The organism is Provencibacterium massiliense, assembly GCF_900169495.1.
Taxonomy (GTDB): domain Bacteria; phylum Bacillota; class Clostridia; order Oscillospirales; family Ruminococcaceae; genus Harryflintia; species Harryflintia acetispora.
Genome location: NZ_FWCH01000012.1, coordinates 111,551 through 128,848 on the forward strand (window position 1 = coordinate 111,551; position 17,298 = coordinate 128,848).

The 17,298-nt window shown below is 60.0% G+C and carries 14 protein-coding genes; 4 read left to right on the forward strand and 10 right to left on the reverse strand.

Annotation, left to right across the window (positions count from 1 at the left end):
• Positions 1–231: 231 nt before the first annotated feature.
• Entirely contained in the window at positions 232–1,338 is a 1,107-nt protein-coding gene (locus B5477_RS05605; RefSeq protein WP_079698784.1) for a KamA family radical SAM protein, read from the reverse strand.
• A 244-nt stretch (positions 1,339–1,582) separates the two neighbouring features.
• Here B5477_RS05605 and B5477_RS05610 point away from each other — a divergent pair, with 244 nt between their 5' ends.
• From B5477_RS05610 to fba, 3 genes are all read left to right on the forward strand, one after another.
• Complete coding sequence (locus B5477_RS05610) at positions 1,583–2,284, forward strand: nucleotidyltransferase domain-containing protein (RefSeq protein ID WP_079698785.1); 702 nt, start codon at positions 1,583–1,585, stop codon at positions 2,282–2,284.
• 106 nt (positions 2,285–2,390) lie between these two features.
• Positions 2,391–3,431, forward strand: a complete 1,041-nt coding sequence (locus tag B5477_RS05615; RefSeq protein WP_079698786.1) for an SIS domain-containing protein — start codon at positions 2,391–2,393, stop codon at positions 3,429–3,431.
• Between the two features lie 14 nt (positions 3,432–3,445).
• Positions 3,446–4,291 carry a class II fructose-1,6-bisphosphate aldolase gene (fba, locus tag B5477_RS05620; RefSeq protein ID WP_079698787.1) on the forward strand — a complete coding sequence of 282 codons (846 nt, stop codon included), beginning with the start codon at positions 3,446–3,448 and terminating at the stop codon, positions 4,289–4,291.
• A gap of 92 nt (positions 4,292–4,383) precedes the next feature.
• Here fba and B5477_RS05625 read toward each other — a convergent pair whose 3' ends face one another.
• From B5477_RS05625 to B5477_RS05650, 6 genes are read right to left on the reverse strand one after another with little or no spacing between them, the layout of a single operon-like run.
• A complete protein-coding gene (locus B5477_RS05625) occupies positions 4,384–5,076 on the reverse strand; it encodes a polyphosphate polymerase domain-containing protein (protein WP_079698788.1) in 693 nt (230 codons plus the stop codon).
• Complete coding sequence (locus B5477_RS05630) at positions 5,073–6,488, reverse strand: glycosyltransferase family 2 protein (protein WP_242942129.1); 1,416 nt, start codon at positions 6,486–6,488, stop codon at positions 5,073–5,075. Before B5477_RS05630 ends, B5477_RS05625 begins: the two co-directional genes overlap by 4 nt.
• Positions 6,475–7,611 carry a HEAT repeat domain-containing protein gene (locus B5477_RS05635; protein WP_079698789.1) on the reverse strand — a complete coding sequence of 379 codons (1,137 nt, stop codon included), beginning with the start codon at positions 7,609–7,611 and terminating at the stop codon, positions 6,475–6,477. The genes B5477_RS05630 and B5477_RS05635 overlap by 14 nt, the downstream gene beginning before the upstream one ends.
• A complete protein-coding gene (locus tag B5477_RS05640; RefSeq protein WP_079698790.1) occupies positions 7,608–9,737 on the reverse strand; it encodes a hypothetical protein in 2,130 nt (709 codons plus the stop codon). Before B5477_RS05640 ends, B5477_RS05635 begins: the two co-directional genes overlap by 4 nt.
• Before the next feature lie 18 nt (positions 9,738–9,755).
• Entirely contained in the window at positions 9,756–11,159 is a 1,404-nt protein-coding gene (locus tag B5477_RS05645; RefSeq protein ID WP_079698791.1) for a CotH kinase family protein, read from the reverse strand.
• Positions 11,160–11,171: 12 nt separating this feature from the next.
• Entirely contained in the window at positions 11,172–11,849 is a 678-nt protein-coding gene (locus B5477_RS05650) for a DUF4956 domain-containing protein (protein ID WP_079698792.1), read from the reverse strand.
• A gap of 231 nt (positions 11,850–12,080) precedes the next feature.
• Between B5477_RS05650 and B5477_RS05655 the strand changes: the two genes are divergently transcribed.
• Positions 12,081–12,935: a hypothetical protein gene (locus B5477_RS05655; protein WP_079698793.1), complete on the forward strand. Its 855-nt coding sequence runs from the start codon at positions 12,081–12,083 to the stop codon at positions 12,933–12,935.
• A gap of 281 nt (positions 12,936–13,216) precedes the next feature.
• On the opposite strand, the gene B5477_RS05660 is transcribed toward B5477_RS05655, so the two are convergent.
• Genes B5477_RS05660 through B5477_RS05670 form a run of 3 tightly spaced genes read right to left on the reverse strand, consistent with a single transcriptional unit; the run spans position 13,217 to position 17,254 of the window.
• Positions 13,217–15,484, reverse strand: a complete 2,268-nt coding sequence (locus tag B5477_RS05660; protein WP_079698794.1) for a glycoside hydrolase family 2 protein — start codon at positions 15,482–15,484, stop codon at positions 13,217–13,219.
• A gap of 22 nt (positions 15,485–15,506) precedes the next feature.
• Complete coding sequence (locus tag B5477_RS05665; RefSeq protein ID WP_079698795.1) at positions 15,507–16,352, reverse strand: carbohydrate ABC transporter permease; 846 nt, start codon at positions 16,350–16,352, stop codon at positions 15,507–15,509.
• Positions 16,353–16,357: 5 nt separating this feature from the next.
• Positions 16,358–17,254 (reverse strand): carbohydrate ABC transporter permease, encoded by an 897-nt coding sequence (locus tag B5477_RS05670; RefSeq protein ID WP_079698796.1) that lies wholly within the window; start codon positions 17,252–17,254, stop codon positions 16,358–16,360.
• Positions 17,255–17,298: the final 44 nt, after the last annotated feature.

The window sequence follows — 17,298 nt, forward strand, 5'->3', positions numbered from 1 at the left end:
AAGCTGCGCTTCCAATACTTTCATATGGGTGCTCCCGGGATGAGCGCGCCTTTTTTCTCTGGGGCAGAATTGTTCCTGCGCCCTTTGAGCACACCCGGCAGGGCACGCCTTTTTTCTTCAGGGCGGGAGTTGACGTCATGTCCTTTATAAGTTGGCAGGCAGCAGATTCCATCTGCTGCCTGCCAACTTTCTTATGCGTAATTTGGAATACGGGCCATCTTTTCTGTATCGTTATTCGCCGTAGCACTCGTCGATCCAGCAGTCCCGCTCATTGACGGGGAGGGAGAAAATCCGGCCGGCGTTCTTTGAGTCCTTGGCCTGATGATATTTGAAGAGCATGCGCTCATCGTCCAACTCGCCGAGAATTTCGATCTTTCCGCTCCGGTGGGAGAGCGCGTAGCGAAAACACTTGCCCTGGCCGTTCTGCAGGGCCTTGGCGCTCTCCACGATCCGGTAGCCCTCCCGCAGCGGCACCTGGAACTGGTTTTTTACCCCTGTCACCGGCCGGCACTGGAAGACGTAATAGGGCAGAATTCCATTTCGGGTCATTCCCCGCAGCAGCGCGCCCAGCGTCTCGGGGGTATCGTTGACCCCGCGCAGCAGCACCGTCTGGTTGCGCACCGGAATCCCGAGCTCCCGAATCGCTTGCACCGCCGCCAGGGACGCTTCGGTCAGCTCCCGCGGATGGTTATACTGGGTGACCACGTAAATCTGTTTCTTGCGGCTGTAGCGCCCCAGGATGTCCAAAAGCTTCCCATCCCCGGTGATCCGGGAAGGGAAGACCACCGGTACCCGGGTGCCGAAGCGGATCAGGTCGAGGTGCCCGATGTCGCACAGGGCGCCGAGATACCGCTCGATGACGGCGTTGGAATTGAGGAAGGAGTCCCCGCCCGAAATGAGCACGTTGCTGATCTCCCCGTGCGCGCGGATATAACCGATCATATCGTCGAAGTAGCGCGCAACCTCCTCATCGGACAGCCCGACAAGGCGCTTGCGGAAGCAGTGCCGGCAGTACATCGCGCATTGGTTGGTCGAGAGGACCATCGCCGTCTGGCGGTATTTGTGCTGCATCCCGACGATTACGGTATTGTCCGCCTCGCCGCTGGTGTCGAAGGAACCGCCCAGGTCGGTCTCGTGCAGCGAGGGGATGCACATCCGCCGGATCGGGTCGTGCTCGTCCTCAAAATTGATCAGAGACAGGTAATAGGGAGTGATGGACATGGGATACTGCTCCAAAATTTCGGCGAACCCCTGCTGCTCCTCCGGGGTGCAGTTTAAGAGCCCGGAAAGCTCCTTCGCTGTGGTAATGTTCTGTTTCAGTTCCTCCTGCCAGCTCATAAACCTCATCCTTTCGTCAGAAAATTGTTCTTATACGAATAGTATAGCAGATATTTCCGGGATTGGACAAGGGATAAATATGAACAAACCGTAAATTACAACAATTAAACCGCATAATATTTTAAATTTTATGTCGAGAAATGACAATCTGATTATTTACAAACAGTATAATAAATCCGGGGATTTACGGTGGTGTGGTTGCCGTCGGAGCGCGGATGCGGTATGATAGGATGGGGAAGACCAAATGGTGAAAGGAGTGTGCGTGATGGAATTGGACGTCGTTTCCTGGATGGGGGAGCTGTGCCGGAAGCTGTCGGAGCGCTTCGGCAAGCGTCTGCTCTTCGCTGGGCTGCAGGGGAGCCGGCAGCGCGGCGAGGCGCGGGAGGACAGCGACATCGACGTGGTGGTGGTTTTGGACAGGGTGGAGGCAGAGGACCTAGCGGCCTACCGCTCCCTCCTGCGCGACATGCCGCAGGGCGGGCTCGCCTGCGGCTTCATCTGCGGGCTGCGCGAGCTGCGGGGCTGGCCGGGCTACGATCTCGTTGCCCTGAGCCGGGATACCAAGGGGTACTATGGCGATCTTTTGGCCCTGCTGCCGCCGCTGGGGCGGGAGGACGAGCTTACCTGCGTGCAGGTCGGGGCGGCCAATCTCTATCACGCCGCCTGCCACACCCTCCTGTTCGGGGAGCTGGAGCCGCAGGAGCTGCGCGGGCTCTATAAATCCGCCTTCTTCCTGCTGCGCATGGATCATGCTCTGCGCACCGGGGAGTATGTCCCGACGCGCAAAGAGCTCTTGGAGAAGCTTCGCGGGGCGCGGCGGCAGGTCCTGCTCGATGAAGCGGGAACGGGCGGCGCCCTGCAAAGGGCGGAGTATGAGGAGCGGCTGGGCAGGCTGATCGGCCTCTGCGGGGAAATTCTGCAAAAGGGGCCCGAAACCTGCCGGTAGGCGGTTGACAAAACGGCCGGGCGGATGGTATATTGAATATAATGTTATAACAAACTTTGCCCGACCCGCACAGGGGTACGGCCGACCGTCGAAGGAGGCAGCGCAGATGTATCTGACCGAACAGGAAATCATGGGCACCCAGGAGGCGCTCATGCGCTCGTATGAGCAGATCGAGAGCCAGGAGCAGGAAATCAAACGCTTTTTTGAGGAGAACAAAAGCCGCAAGTTCGTCTTCATCGGCTGCGGCTCGAGCAACATGCTGGCCAAGAGCTGCGAACGGCTCTTTATCGCCCGTCCGGGGACCAGCGCGGTGGCGCTCGCCGGCGGGGATTACCTGGTGAACCCCGGCTACTACCGCGAGACCGTGAGGGACGCCATCGTGGTCGCGCTCTCCCGCTCGGGTCTGACCAGCGAGATTGTGCGCGGCCTTACGATCATGAAGAAGGAGCCGGGCGTCAAGGTGGTTTCGATCACCATGAAGGAAGGGAACGACGCGGCCGGTCTCTCCGACCTTGCGATCGTGCTGCCCTGGGCTTATGACAACAGCGTCTGCCAGACCCGCACGGTGGCGACTCTCTACGCGAGCGCCTTACAGCTGTGCGCCATCTGCTACGGCGACGAGGGCCTGAAAGCCGCCGTCAAGGCCGCCGCGGGGAGCAACAAGGCCCATCAGGAGAAGTGGCGCCCGTCCCTCGAGGAGATCGGCAAAAACGACTTTTCCGACGTGGTGGTGCTGGCCGACGGCCCGCTCTGCGGGATCGCCGAGGAGGGCGCGCTCGCCTTCACCGAGGTGGCGCTGGTGCCCGGCAAGTACTTCAACATGCTCGACTACCGCCACGGGCCGATCGTGCTCAATGGGAAGAAGACCCTCACCATTCTGCTGCTGCAGCCGGGCGAGACCAGCTATCAATACGCAATGGTCGAGGACCTCAAAAAGCACGGCGGCACCGTCGTCACGGTGGGCGACGCGGCGGGGAACCCCTGCTCGGCCGCGCTGCATGTGCAGATCGAGGGGATCGACCGCTTCGAGGCGTTCGGCATGCCGTTTATTTACGTCTGCCAGATGATCGCTCTTTCGCACGCGCTGGCCATCGGCGGCAACCCGGACGCGCCCACCGGACTGGACGCATACATCACCTTAAAATAACAGGAGGATTATCAATGCTTGTTACCACCAGAAAGATGCTCGACGACGCGCGGGACGGCGGCTACGCCATCGGCGCGTTCAACGCGGAAAATGCCGAGATGGTCTGGGCGATCGTGCGCGCTGCCGATGAGCTGCGCGCCCCGGTGATCATCCAGACCACCTCTTCGACGCTCAAATATTTCAGCCCTGAGATGTTCGCCGGCATGGTAAAGGCCGAGGCGCAGAAGACCGACGTGCCGGTGGCCCTCCATCTCGACCACGGCTCGAGCTATGAGCTCTGCCGCGCCTGTATAGCGGCGGGTTACACCTCGGTGATGATCGACGGCTCGGCGCTCCCGTTCGAGGAGAACATCGCCGTTTCCAAGAAGGTCGCGGACTACGCCAAGAGCTTTGGTGTGCCGGTGGAGGCCGAGCTTGGGCGCGTCGGGGGCAAGGAGGACGACGTGGTCGGGGTGGACGACCAGTACACCGACCCCAAGGAGGCGGTGGAGTTTGTCGAGCGCACCGGGGTCAGCTCGCTGGCGATCGGGATCGGCACCGCGCACGGGATTTACAAGGTCGCGCCCAAGCTGGATCTGGACCGCGCGGCGGACATCCGCAAGGTGGTTTCCATTCCGCTGGTGATGCACGGCGCTTCCGGGCTGGCCGACGAGGTCATGCAGGAGGGCGTGCGCAAGGGGATTGCGAAGATCAACTTTGCCACCGAGCTGCGCGTCGCCTTCTCCGAGGCGGTCAAGGCGTATCTTGAAAAGGACCCGAAGGTGTTCGACCCCAAGAAGTACGGCACCCCGGCACGTGAGGCGGTCAAGGAGCTGGTCAAACAGAAGATGACGGTTTGCGGCTGCAACGGGAAGGCCTAATGGAAAAATGAAAAGGCCGCTGTGGATATTCCACAGCGGCCTTTTTTGTGCTCATTTCTTGTGGGCCCGTGAAGTCCGGCGCCCAACATTGTTCAGATCAAGCCATAGCTCGCCAGTCGCCCCATACAGTATTTGCTTGCCGAGACCTGGGAGCGCTCGCACCCGCTGACCAGCTCCTTGAGGTACTCCAGCAAAAAGCCGTTGTATTTTACCTCCAGCACCACCTGCCCCTGGTTCATCACCGGATAGAGCGCCAGGCGGGGGTCGAACGGGCTAAGACAGCTTTCACTGGCCCGGATGTCCCGATCAAAGGTGATCCGGGTGTCGTTTTCCCGGGCGGTGTAGGCCTCCCGCCGGTACTCGATGACCGCCTTGGGCCGGTAGCCGCGCATGGTGAGCAGCGCGTAGCATTCGTCGGCGAATTCGTCGTGCAGGTCGAGCAGCGGGGCGTATACGCCCCGGCAAAGGGACAGGGCGGCTTCCCTCCCAAGGCGCAGCGAGCGCTTGAGCTGATATTCACCCTCCTTTTGCTTGAGCTCCAAAAAGGCGAAGTCCGCCGCAGGATCATAGAGCCGCAGCCGCAGCTTGCGCCGCAGCTGCACGCCGTCGAGCTTTTCAAAATAGTCGGCGTCGTGCAGGGTGTCGAAGTATAGGGAGCGGATCGTGTAGCCGTCCCGGCCGGTGTGCGCATCCTTGTGCAGCAGCGCCTCGAAGCGCCCGCGCAGCCGGAAGTATTCCTCCTGGGGCAGCAGAAATTTGCGCTCGTAGCGCAGTACCTCCCTCATGCCGAGGCCCCCTTTTCATCCCCGCCAAAACGGGTGCGCTGGATACGTCCCCAATTTTTGGAGTATTTTCGGTAGCCGATAATCCCGGAGAGGCTGAACAGGGCGATGAGCTGTCGGTAGCCGAAGTTTTCCAGGATACAGACCAGCACCGCCTTGAGGTAATCCCCCTTGGGCAGCTTGGTGCGGAAGGTGAACACCCGGGTGAAGAAGGCGGCGATGGAGAGCACCGCGCCGAAGAGCAGGCTCCACAGATAGTACGCGAGCATGAAGGGGACGTTGACCATCCCCAGGTAGTAGGCCACCCCGACGAAGGCGAGGCCCACGACCTGGATCAGCGGGGAGAGCAGCTCAAAGAGGATGTAATAGAGGAACGAGAAGGTGCCCACCGGTCCGAACTTGGGGTTGAGGATGAGGCTGCGGTGCTTGGCGATGGACTGGAACATGCCGATATGCCAGCGGCGGCGCTGCTTCCTCAAATCCCCCAGCGTGGAGGGGGCCTGGCTCCAGCACACCGCGTCCGAGGCGTATTTGATCGAGTAGGGCAGGCGGCTGGCCCGGCAGTATTCATGCAGGCGGATCACCAGCTCCATATCCTCGCCCATGGTATTGGTGTCGTAGCCCCCGGCCTGGATGACGGTCTCCTTTTTGAAGAGCCCGAAGGCCCCGGAGATGATCAGGTTGCCGTTGAAGAGGTCGAAGAACATGCGGGAGGCCAGGAAGGAGCGGTCGTACTCCATGACCTGGAGCATGGCCCACAAGTTTTTGGGCAGGCGGTAGCTGACGAGCTTCCCGTTTTTGAGCACCGCGCCGTTGGCGATGCGCACCAGCCCTCCGACGGCCACCGTGCGGTCGTCCTCCAGCACATACTTGGCGATGGCCTCCAGGGCGTCGTCGAGCACCGAGTCGGCGTCCATGGCGATGAAATAAGGGTACTTGGAGGCGTTGATCCCCATGTTGAGCGCATCGGCCTTGCCGCCGTTTTGCTTCTGGATGAGGGTGAGGGGCACCTTCTGCCCCTGGGTTTCAAAGACGCTCACCACCTCCTTGCAGGGCACCCGCCGCCGGATGGGGCGCTGCACGCATTCCATCTGGAAGTGCTCGATCAGCCTCTGGGCAGTGCCGTCGGTGGAGCCGTCGTCCACCACGATGATCTCATAGAGCCGATAGTTCTGGCTGAGCAGGGAGAGCACCGTGTCCACCACGGTCAGCTCCTCATTGTGGGCTGGAACGATGATGGTGATGGGGACGTAATATTCGTGCCGGAAGGAGTTGCGCATCTCGATGAGCTCGCTGCGCCTGGCGATCTGGGCCACCCCCACGATCACCGAGAGGAACAAGACGCTGGAATAAGCCAGCATGTAAAGGAGGAAAAACGAATTCACGCCCTGGGTGAGGGCCTCAAGAAACGACAAGGCTTTTGCCTCCTTTCCGGGTCTCAGGCGCGGCGCCCGAGAGCTGGCGGCGCTCCAGCATGTATTGCAGGATTTCCCGCGCGTACCGGTCCTCGCCCTCGAGCGCCGGGCGGTAGGCCGACTCGGGCAATCCCATGGACACCAGGCTCTCCGCCGCGTTGTAGCGCACGTACCAGTTGTGGGCGCCCAGCGCTTCGAGCAGGGCGCTTACCGTCTCCCCGCAGGGATACGCGCGCAGCGCGGAGGCCGACACCGCCGCGTACTCCCACAGGCCGCCCCGCGGCTTTTCCAGGAAGGCGAGCATGCGCCGGTAGGCCCCTTCGTCGCGGCAGCGCCCGTAGTAGCGCAGGATGGCGTAGCACAGCTCGTCGTCGGTGGCGGGGTCGTCCAGCAGGGGGAGCAGCTCCCGGCAGTAGTCCGCCCCAAGCAGCCGCATGAAGTCCACCAGCGCCAGGCGGATGTCCGGCGTGAAGGAGCCGAACTGCCTCCAGAGCTGGGCGCAAAGCTCTTCGCGGTCTCCTTTAAAAGAGAGCAGCCCGTCGCAGAGCAGCTTCTGGCTGTGATGCACATCCTCCCGGCTCATCCGTTTGAGGGCCTGGACCACCCCTTTGACGCTCCCGCCCCGGTACAGGGCGGTCAGGGCGTTTTCCCGGCAATAGATCGAGCCGCGCTGGGCGGTGCAGGCGAGCAGGAAGGGCAGGGCGGCCGGAATGTCCTGCCGGCAGGAGGCCAAGAGCCAGGCGAAGGAGGCGCGGTACATCTTCTGCTTGCGGCCATAGTACTGGCACAGCCGCCCGAACATCGCGCCCGACCGGGAAACCCACAGGGCGAAGCGCGCGTCCCCGTCCGCGCTGTAAGCATCCGCCAGGACGCAAAAGGCCAGCACGTCGCCGATCGAGCGCAGCCGGCGGTACAGCTTATGCTGGGTGGCTTCCTCCTGCTCGCGCCCCTGCCCGAGCAGGGAAAGCTGCCTTTCCAGCAGGGCTTTGAGGCGGGCCTCCCGCCGGCCGCGGGCGCGCTGGCGGTGCGAGGCGGTCAGCATGATCCACAGATCGAACAGGATGGCGCACAGGCTGATGAGCAGATAGAGGTTGAGCAGAGTCCAGATCCAGCTGGAGGTCATGACGCCGCCTCCCCTGCGGCCCACATCTCCTGCACGATGTAGTAGGAATCCTTGAGCCGCTCGTGATAGGTGACCTTGTTGCCCCAGCCGCGCAGGGGCGTTTCACCCAGTTCGATGGTTCCCTCTCCCGTGCCGACGCCCGCCCAAAGGCTGTGCAGGCGCAGGTTTTCCACCCCGTAGTGGGCGTAGTAATCGTCGTGGATCTCCATGTCGGAGGGATTGGAGAAGTTGAGCAGCTGCCAGGGCAGGCGCAGCTCAACGAACCCCTCGCCGTAACAGAAGTCCGCCAGGGAGAGGAAGTCTTCGCTGTTCGGGTTGCCGTTGCCGTGCACCAGCTTGCCGGTCTCGTAGGTGGGCATGTTCATCTTGGGCTGCTCCACGCTCGGAAAGAGGGGGGAGACCTGCAAAATGAGCCTGATGGGCACAAAGTCCGGGGTGTCGGCGGCGGGCGGGAACTCGTAGGGGTCGAGTCCCTTCACCTGGTGGAGGTACATGGCGCGCAGACAGTCGTAGCGCTCCTGGACCAGCACCCGGGAATTGCCGCTCCCGTCCAGCACCGCCAAAAAGTCGGCCGGCCGGTCGAAGGAGAGGGCGGGGGAGGCGCAGACGGCCGAGCCGGTCTTTTGCGTGGTGTCGATCGGCAGATAGACCGCCCGGTCCTCGCGCGCGCCCCGCACGAGGAAGTAAAGGTACTTTTCGTCATATTTAACCGCCAGGGAGAGCCCCTCTCCCTCGCTGACGGGGGCGCTGCCGGCCCACTCCTCGTCGTCCCCGTCCACGTAGCAGACGCTGCGCTCCCTGCCGGGGTCGAAGGAGAGCAGGCCGAAATACTGCTCGTTGGTCTGGTAATCGCTCCAATAGGCCGTCTGGGTCAGGTCCACCGCGTGCATGGTGTTCCAGGTGCGCTTGAACCACTCGTCCTGCCAGGTGAAGATGACGCTCCCGGCGCAGCCGGCGGCCATGATGTCCTCGTAGCAGGCGGCGATCGCCTCGCCCTGCGCGCGCTCGGACAGGTCCCCCTGGTTGTAGCCCCGTCCGTAATCCACCTGGGCCATCCCCCGCGAGGAGGGCACGCCGAACTCCGAGATGACCACCGGCATGGCATGGTGGTCGGTAAGGGTCTTGAGATAGGCCCGATAGGTGTTGCTCCGCCCCTTTTCGTCCAGATAGGCGGCCAGGTCGGGGCTGTGGCGCAGATAGTCGGGATAGTAGGGGTAGACGTGGTAGGAGGCGAACTGCCCGGAGCAAAAGGCCTCGGTGGTCTTGACCTGCTCCACGTCCACCTCGGCGAACTTGAGAAACAGCCTGGAGGTTTCCTCATCGTAGCTCATCGGGTCGGTGGTGGGCCAGTTGGCAAACGCGATGAGCCGCTGCTGCTTGTAGCGCCCGGCCTCGTACGCGGCCACGGTGTCCCCCAGTCTGGCCAGCATGCTTTCAAAGGGGGTGGCCTCGTCTGTGGCGTAGAAATAGGTCCCCCGGTAGGGAGCGGATTCCTCCCGCATATGGTCGGTGAAGGCCACGGTCAGGTCCTCCCACTCCACGCCCAGGATGTAGCCCAGCACCCACTTTGACACGTCATAGCGGTAGCGCCCGTTGCCCCGGTTCGGGTCGTAGGACACGTTGCGGCGGCCGTGGATGACGTCCACCACCCGCTTGGCGTCCTCCAGCAGCGGGTCGAGGAAATCCGGGTCGTAGGCGTCGATGTGCGAGTTCTGAGAATAGTCGTTGACCCACAGGCCCTGGATGAGGTAGAGCGGGTCGGGATTATCCTGGTTGTATTCGAGGAAGGCCTCGTAGAAGGCGGGGGAGTTGATGGTGTAGATCCGCACGGTATTGGCCCCCATCTCCTGGATCTGCCCAAACCAGCGCAGGTATTCCTCGCGGGTGATGGCGAACTCGGTGGCGAAGTGCCCCGGCTTGCCGACGCCCAGATCCACCCCGCGGATTTCAAAGGGCGCGGGGCCGTCCCCCCGGTCCACCAGGATTTCCCTGCCGCTGGTGCCCGTGAAGCTGGATATGGCTTCGTCCGGACGCCAGTCGATGTAGTAGCTGGTGTGGTAGATCAGATAGTTCCCGGCCAGCAGCACCAGGACGGCGGCGGCACACAGGATGAGGAATTTGCGCATGGGCGGCCACTTCCTTTCTCAGTGCTGAAATTTCTTGACGGCGGAGGGGTGGGAGTATTGCCGGAGCAGCTCGATGTTCTGGTCCAGCCAGTCGCCCCGCCGGCGCAGGAAGTCCTTCATCTGTGCGAGGGCCGCCCCGTAGCTGTCAAGGTTGCGCTGCGCAGGCTCCAGCAGGCCGTACTCGGGCCTGAAGGTGTAGCCCCAGACCGCGAAGTTGCGCTCGATTGCCGGGCCCAGGTAGGCTGCCACGTCGTCCACATAGCTTAGCAGGTATTCTTCGGAGAGCACCGTGCGCCGCAGCTGGCGGTAGCGGTCGATCACCCGCTGGGTGAAGCGCTCGTCCTTGAGCAGCATGAAATACCACAGATCGTCCGGGAAGGCGAAGCCGGTGGCGTCGTAGGCGGTCTCGATGTAGTTGTCCAAGGCGTTGTTGAAGTCCCACACCGGGCCGATCGAGAGCTTCCCGCCCAGGGGCTTGCACAGATAGGTGGAGTACCGCGCCGCGTCGTAGTTTTGGAAAAACTCGTTGAGCACCATGTAGTCGACGAAGGAATCCACGTCGATATAGCCGCCGTATCCCAGCACTGGGTCGTCGTAGTCCAGGGAGTAGAGCGCCTTTTCAAATTGGCTGACGTCCCGCTCGATGTATTTTGCCTGCTCGGGCGTACAGGTCTTGCCGGAGGGGTAGACCACGTTGAGCTTGCTCTGGGTGCGCAGGGTGTACAGGGAGAAGTTGTCGAGCTCCACGCTGCCGCCCCGGTCCAGGCGGACAATATAGGAGGTGTCGGGCCGGTTCTTGGGCGACTTTGCCAGCCCTGCCTGGGCGCGCGAGACGCTCTGCATCATCACGTAGACCCCCCGGTATTCCCCGTCCACGAAGAGCTCGCAGAAGCGCACCTGCGGAGTGTTCTCCAGCACCTGGCCGCAGATGTTCATCAGCATATAGTTGCGCATGAGAGTCTTGTCCAGGAAGGGGCCGTTTAAAATCCACTCGTCCTCCTTGGGCATGCCCAGCATCTCGTGGGAATCGCGCTCTCCCGCCCCGTCCACCAGCTTGAGGCGGAAGGATTTTTTGTCAAAGTGCAGCGAGGAGTTGCCCCGGTAGCGCAGCAGAACGCCGCTCTCGAGCGCCGGGGGATCGCCCGGGCGGTTGTCCCCCGCGCCGCCGTCCACCACCCGAAGCGTTCCGAGGATGGTGCTGCCGTCCCGCTTTTCGCCGGGGATTTCCTGACCCCCGGCGTCGAGGGTGACGATGGGCAGGTGGGTATGAAATTCCGTGATCTTCGGCATGTCCGCCGAGGGGCCGGGCGCCTGCAGGTGCTGCTGATAGCGCTCCAGATGGCTGCGGCTGTACCCGGAGACGGCGAGGGCCAGCACCACCGCGCCGGCGGCGGCCAGCAGGCCGCACAGTGCTCTGCGCATGGCAATCTCTCCTTAACCGCTGACCTCGTCGCTCTGGGCGACCAGATTGACGTACTCCACCCGGCCAACCGCATAGAGGCGGTCGGTGATCGACTCGCTCTTGTGTCCGGCGTTGCGCAGGGCCTTGCGGGACAGCTCGTAGATCAGCTCCACCGTATCCGGGGTGGTGTTCTTGACCTTGAGGTTGGCAAAGGTGGAGTAGTACAGGTAGACCACCGATTCCACCTCCGCTTGTGCGGTGCGCGCGGCGCGGATGATGAGCAGCATCCGCTCGTCGTTGCGCACCCGGCCCAAAATCAGCAGCAGCACGAAGACCAGCGCGGAGCCGACCGCGGCCACCAGGTAATCCCCGGCGCCGCAGCAGATCCCCACGATGATGGTCCAGAAGATGTAGGCCGTGTCCCGTGAATCCTTGATCGCGGTGCGGAAACGCACGATGGACAGAGCGCCCACCATGCCCAGGGAAAGCGCCAGGTTGTTGCCGATGACCGTCATGACGGTGGTGGTCAAAACGGTGAGCATCACCAGCGAGACGTTGAATTTTCGGCTGTAGACGGTGCCCGCGTGGGTGTACAGGTAGGACAGGAAGATGACAAGCCCCATGACCGCGGCCATGGCCAGGTTGATCAGAATGGTCTGCCAGGTCAGGTCCCCCGTCTGCTGCAATAAATTGTATAGCGCAGTTTTCATTTAAATTCCTCCATCAACACCGGCAAAGTGTTGTCAAAGTCAAGTGAAATGGGTATAATCATACTTATGGAAATCCCGGACTCCTCCGGCCCCGGCACAGCCCTTTGCACAAAGCAAATGGGGCCGGGGCCTCCATCTTTGTCCCCTTTCTCCAGGTCCGCGGGCCCCCGGAGAGCGTTGTCAAAAGTATAAATTTGTAACAGGGAATGCACAAAAGAAAGGGGGAGACGGATGAAACGCGGATGGATTTGGCTGGCGGTGCTGCTCCTGTTAGCGGCGCTCCTCGTCCTCCTGCCCTGGCGCGGCCCCCTTGTTCTGGGCGACGGCCTGTTTTCCTGGGGAGGGGAGGTTCTTGAGCCGGCGCGGCGCGCCGGGCTATTGGATACCCTCCACCGGCTGGAGGCGGACGACCTCTATCAGGAAATACCGGAAGGGGAGGAGGAACAGGCTGTCTCCTTCCTCTGCGACATGGAGAAGGCCGGCATACAGGTCCTTCTGCTGACCGGCCGCCCGGAGTGGGGGCTCGACCCTCAGGCTGCCGCGCTCAAGGAGGAGGTGGACCGGGCGTCTGCTCTCGCCAAGCGTTCCGGCGGCGCGCTGGAGGGCCTGATGGTGGACGTGGAGCCCTATCTCACGCAGTCTTGGGAGGAGGACGAAGCCCGAGTGATGGAGGGGTATGTATCCGCAATGGTTGCCGCGCGCCAGTACGCCAATAGGCAGGGGCTCGCCCTGCTCGCCTGCATCCCCTACTGGTACGACAACGACCATAGTGAGGCTCTCGCGCGGCTCATTGAGGAGGGCTGCGACGGGGTGGCGGTGATGAATTATTACCGCTCCGGAGAGGCTTCGCATATCCAGGCCGAGGCCGACCTGGCGCGCGCCGCAAAAAAGCCGGTGGTGTGCATCTTCGAGTTCCAGCCCCCGGGCGTGCACGGCCTCACCGAAGAGAGCACCTATTACGCCGACGGCCTCGCAGCCGCCCGGCAATCCTGGGAGAAGGTTCGCCGTGCGGTGGACTACGACGGCATGGTCCTGGGATACCACTGCTACGATCCAATTAGAGTGTTGATCGAGCGCATAGAATAGCCATTTAATGGGATTTCATCCGCCTGGATGTATAACAGATCTAGTATATCACTTTGCCGGTGTCAGAGCAATTTCTCCAATCAATTTTATAGAAGGAATCATAGAAAAACATCCCCTTTGGGCTTGACCGTCCGGGGATGTTTTTTAAGGATCGGAGCACGGGAGGCTATTTTATAGTTATGTGCCACGGCAGCATTTCGCTACTGGGATAGATAAAACAAGCGCGGGCGAAGACTTACCTTCGCCCGCGCTTGTGATGGCAATACCTGTTATAAAAAATATTAAAGCACCAAAATATCCTTTTGTGGCTCGAGCCGTAAGCAGAAAACCTGGTCCGGGATGCTGGTGTTCAAAGCGCGGACCGTCACGGTGGCCTCCATTTTTTTATTAATTGGAGTGGTTTTGACCCAAAAGCCGATGGAGCCGCCGACTACCGCGATGGTTTTGGGACCGATGACCTTGAGCCCTTCGCTGACCTCGACCTGCACGACCCCGTTGTAGAAGGGCAGCAAATTTTGATTCTGGTCCAGGAAGCGGCAGACGAAACGTGTGCTGTCCACCACGGTGTTATTGAGGACAAGATCATCCGGGGTAACCGCCAACCCGGCCAGATGGGCATCGCGGGAGTAGGTCCTGCGGGCGGCTTCTTTGCCGTTTAGGTAGCCGATGATGGCGCCGCCCTCCCAGATATCCTGCCAGCGGCCGGGATCCTCATCTACGATAATGGGCGGATGCGCCAGTCCGCAGTAAGACAGGCTGGGGAAGAATTTACCGATGCTGCGTCCATAGGCCTCCACCTCGATATAATCGCAGTTGGTCAGCACAGCGAAGGGAATGGGCCGGTTGTCATCGTTTTCGCCCCGCGCGAAGACGGTGGCGGGTTCCAGTACAATTTCCTTTTGTGGGGATACCTGGCTGCGGTAGACCTGAGCGGCATATTTGGGGATACGGAACATGTCCATGACGCCGTGATAGCAGATCTTATCTCCCGAGCCGTAATCGCCATGGGTATTATAGTCGAAGGCGCACCAGCCAATGGCGCCCATGGCGTCCTTGCGCAGCATGTTGGCGCTCTGCACCGCCGCATGGATTTGCACATGGCGCATCTGCTTTTCCTCACAGTCGAACGGCTTTACCGGGAAAACATGTCCGCAGTACTCGCTTACCAGGTAAGGGACTTTGTGGGTCAGTCCGGTGACCTTCTGCTGATTGAGCAACACCACCTCGCGGTAGTGCTTGACCGGATGGGAGTAGTGGATAAAATCGTTGAAGGTATAGACATCCTCGATCAGATGGCTGTTCGTAATACAGCGCACGCCGGTGGTGGCACGGGAGGTATCCAGGCTCTTGGCCAACTCGTTGGTCTGGGTATAGAATGCATCGTCGTCGTCCGATTCATTGATCCGTATGCTCCAGATGAAGATGCTCGGGTGGTTGTATTCCACAGTGATCATATCCCGGATGTTTTGCAGGGCATTTTCCTTGAAGGCCTCACCGCCGATATAGCCCCAACCGGGCATCTCGGAAAATACCAACAGGCCCAACTCGTCGCAACGGTCCAAAAAATCCTCCGACTGCATGTAGTGCGATGTGCGCACGGTGTTTACATGCAGGTAATTGCGCAGGATTTCTGCGTCCTTCTTCTGGGCGCGGGCGGGCATGGCGTAGCCGCTGTAGGGATAGGACTGATGGCGGTCCAGGCCCACCAGCTTGACTGCCCGGCCGTTGAGATAAAAGCCCTCTGGCTTGCACTCCACCGTGCGAAAACCGATGCGCAGGGTATGGCGGTCCAGCGCGGCGCCGTCTTTATACAGCGTTACCCTCACGGTGTAGAGATGCGGGTCCTCGAGATCCCAAAGCGTTGGCTTTGAGAAGGATTCCCCTGCCAGGGTGACTGTGCTGCCGCCCTCTTCCACAGTAACGCTGCGCTCCCAGCGCTTGACACAGCGGCCATCCTCCAAAAGTTCCAGATGTAAAACGCCTTCAAAGGCGTCGGCCTTGTTTTCAAGATGGACCTCGGGTGCCATCTCGGCATCGCCGCCGGTTAACCGATATCGAAACAGTACGGTATCCAGCCAGGCCTGCGGGAGAAAATACAGATTTACATCCCGGTAAATGCCGCCATATGTGAGATAGTCAATGGTATAGCCGAAGGGAGGAATGTCCTTGTCCTCCCGGGAATCCACCATGACCACCAACGTATTTTCACCCTTGGCCATCCATTGGGTGATGTCGCACCGCCAACGGGAGTAGCCGCCGCGATGCTCGCCCGCCAGAGCGCCATTGACATACAGCTTGTGCTGCGTCATCACGCCTTCAAACTCGATGACAGCGTTTTTGCCTTCACACTCCTGCGGCACGGTGAATTTTTTGACATAGGTACAGCAGAGCGCCGTCTCATCGTGGCTAAAGCAGTTGTAGGGCAGTTCCTTCACAGTGTGGGGCAGATCGATGCATTCATAATCTGCAAGGTTTTCTCCCGCGATATCGTTTTCATTGAAGTCGGGTTTAAAATACCAGCCCGGATTCATGTTCCGTTTGGATTGCATAATGACCTCCTGATATGTTTTGTTATTTGACCGCTCCGGTCATGCCCGCCACGAACTCCTTCTGCATGAGGAAATAGACCAGCGCCGAGGGCAAGGTGGCGATCACGATGGCGGTCATCAGCGCGCCATAGTCCGCCGTGTACGATTGGCCCAGGGCGGACAGCACCATCGGCAAGGTGCGCACCTGTGGGGACTGAGCCACCAGCAAGGGCCAGAGATAATTGTTCCAGCTGTTCATAAAGGAGACAATGGCGCCGGTGGCGAAGGTGGATCGCATCACCGGAAAGAATATTTTAAAAAAGATTGCCCATTCGCCCAAACCGTCAATTCGGGCGGCCTCCGCCAGCTCTTTGGAAAAGCTTTTGGCATTCTGGCGGAAGAAGAAAATGAGGAATGCGGTGGAGACCGAGGGCAGAATCATCGCGCCCAGGGTATTGAGGCCGACCAGCTTCAGGACCGGGATCTTGTTCATCTGGGCGAACATACGGTATAACGGCACCATTATGGAACTAAAAGGGATCATCATGGTAAGCAGAAGAATGTTAAACAGCTTTTCCCGTTTTTGGCTTCGATACATGGTAAAGCTGTAGCCCGCCAGTGAACAGACAAGCAGTGAAAGCAACGTGGTGACAACGGTCTTGATGATGGTGTTGCTAAGCCCTGTCACAAACCCCTTTTCCGGCTGCAGGAGGGTTTGCAGATTATTCCATAATGCGCTACCAAAGGTCATCTTATTGCGCATCACATCGGACGAGGTGTTGGTGGCACCGATGATCATCCATAAAAACGGGAATGCGCATAAGAACGAGACGAAACACAAAAACACATATTCAATTGCCAGGATCACTTTTTTCTTGGTTTTTCCCATGGATATCACTCCTTGTCTCCGACCCGCATTTGCAGCGCGGAGAGAATGGCGATGATGATAACGACCACCAATGCGATCGCGGAGGCGTACCCAAACTCCGACACATAAGAAAAGCATACGTTGTATATGTAACCGGAGATGGTGATTGTGGCATTTGCAGGGCCGCCGTTGGTGATATTCTTCACCTCGTCGAACAGCTGCAGCGTACCGATGGTGGAAGTGATGCTGGTGAAAAGAATCACAGGGCGCAGCAGCGGTGCGGTAATATAGCGCATCTTCTGCAGGGAACCGGCGCCATCCAGGTCGGCCGCTTCGTAGATGGAGGGTTCAATGTTCTGCAGCCCGGCAATGTAAAACATGGCGTTATAGCCGGTCCAGCGCCAGGTGATGACGATAATAATGAGCATTTTCGACCAGAATGCGTCGTTGAGCCACAAAATCGGCTCGCTGATCAGACCGCATCTCGTCAGCAGAGTGTTAAACAAGCCCTCGTTGGCAAAGATGGTTTTCAGCACCAATGCATACGCCACCGAGGAGGTGATGCACGGCAGGAAGATAGCGGTGCGAAACAGCCCCTTGAAGCGCAGGTCCTTATTTTGCAGCATGGAGGCAATAATCAGGCCCAGGATTAGCATGATAGGGACCTGGATAATCAGGTATAAAAACGTGTTGAAAAAGGCTTTTTTCAGGGTTTCATCCTGCAGCATTCGTTGGAAATTTCCCATTCCCGCAAAGGAGAGCTGGTTTCCCTTGCCTGACATGAATGCCAGGCGGAGCGCATCGACGACGGGATAGAATGTAAAAACAATGATCAGCGCACTCGCCCCTGAAACAAACATCCAACCGATGCGGTTTAATTTTTTTTCCAGTGGGCCTTTGGCGATTTTGGATTTTTCTCGCATGGAAATCCTCCCCAGTGAAAAGGCTGCGGTCCCGTAAAACGGTC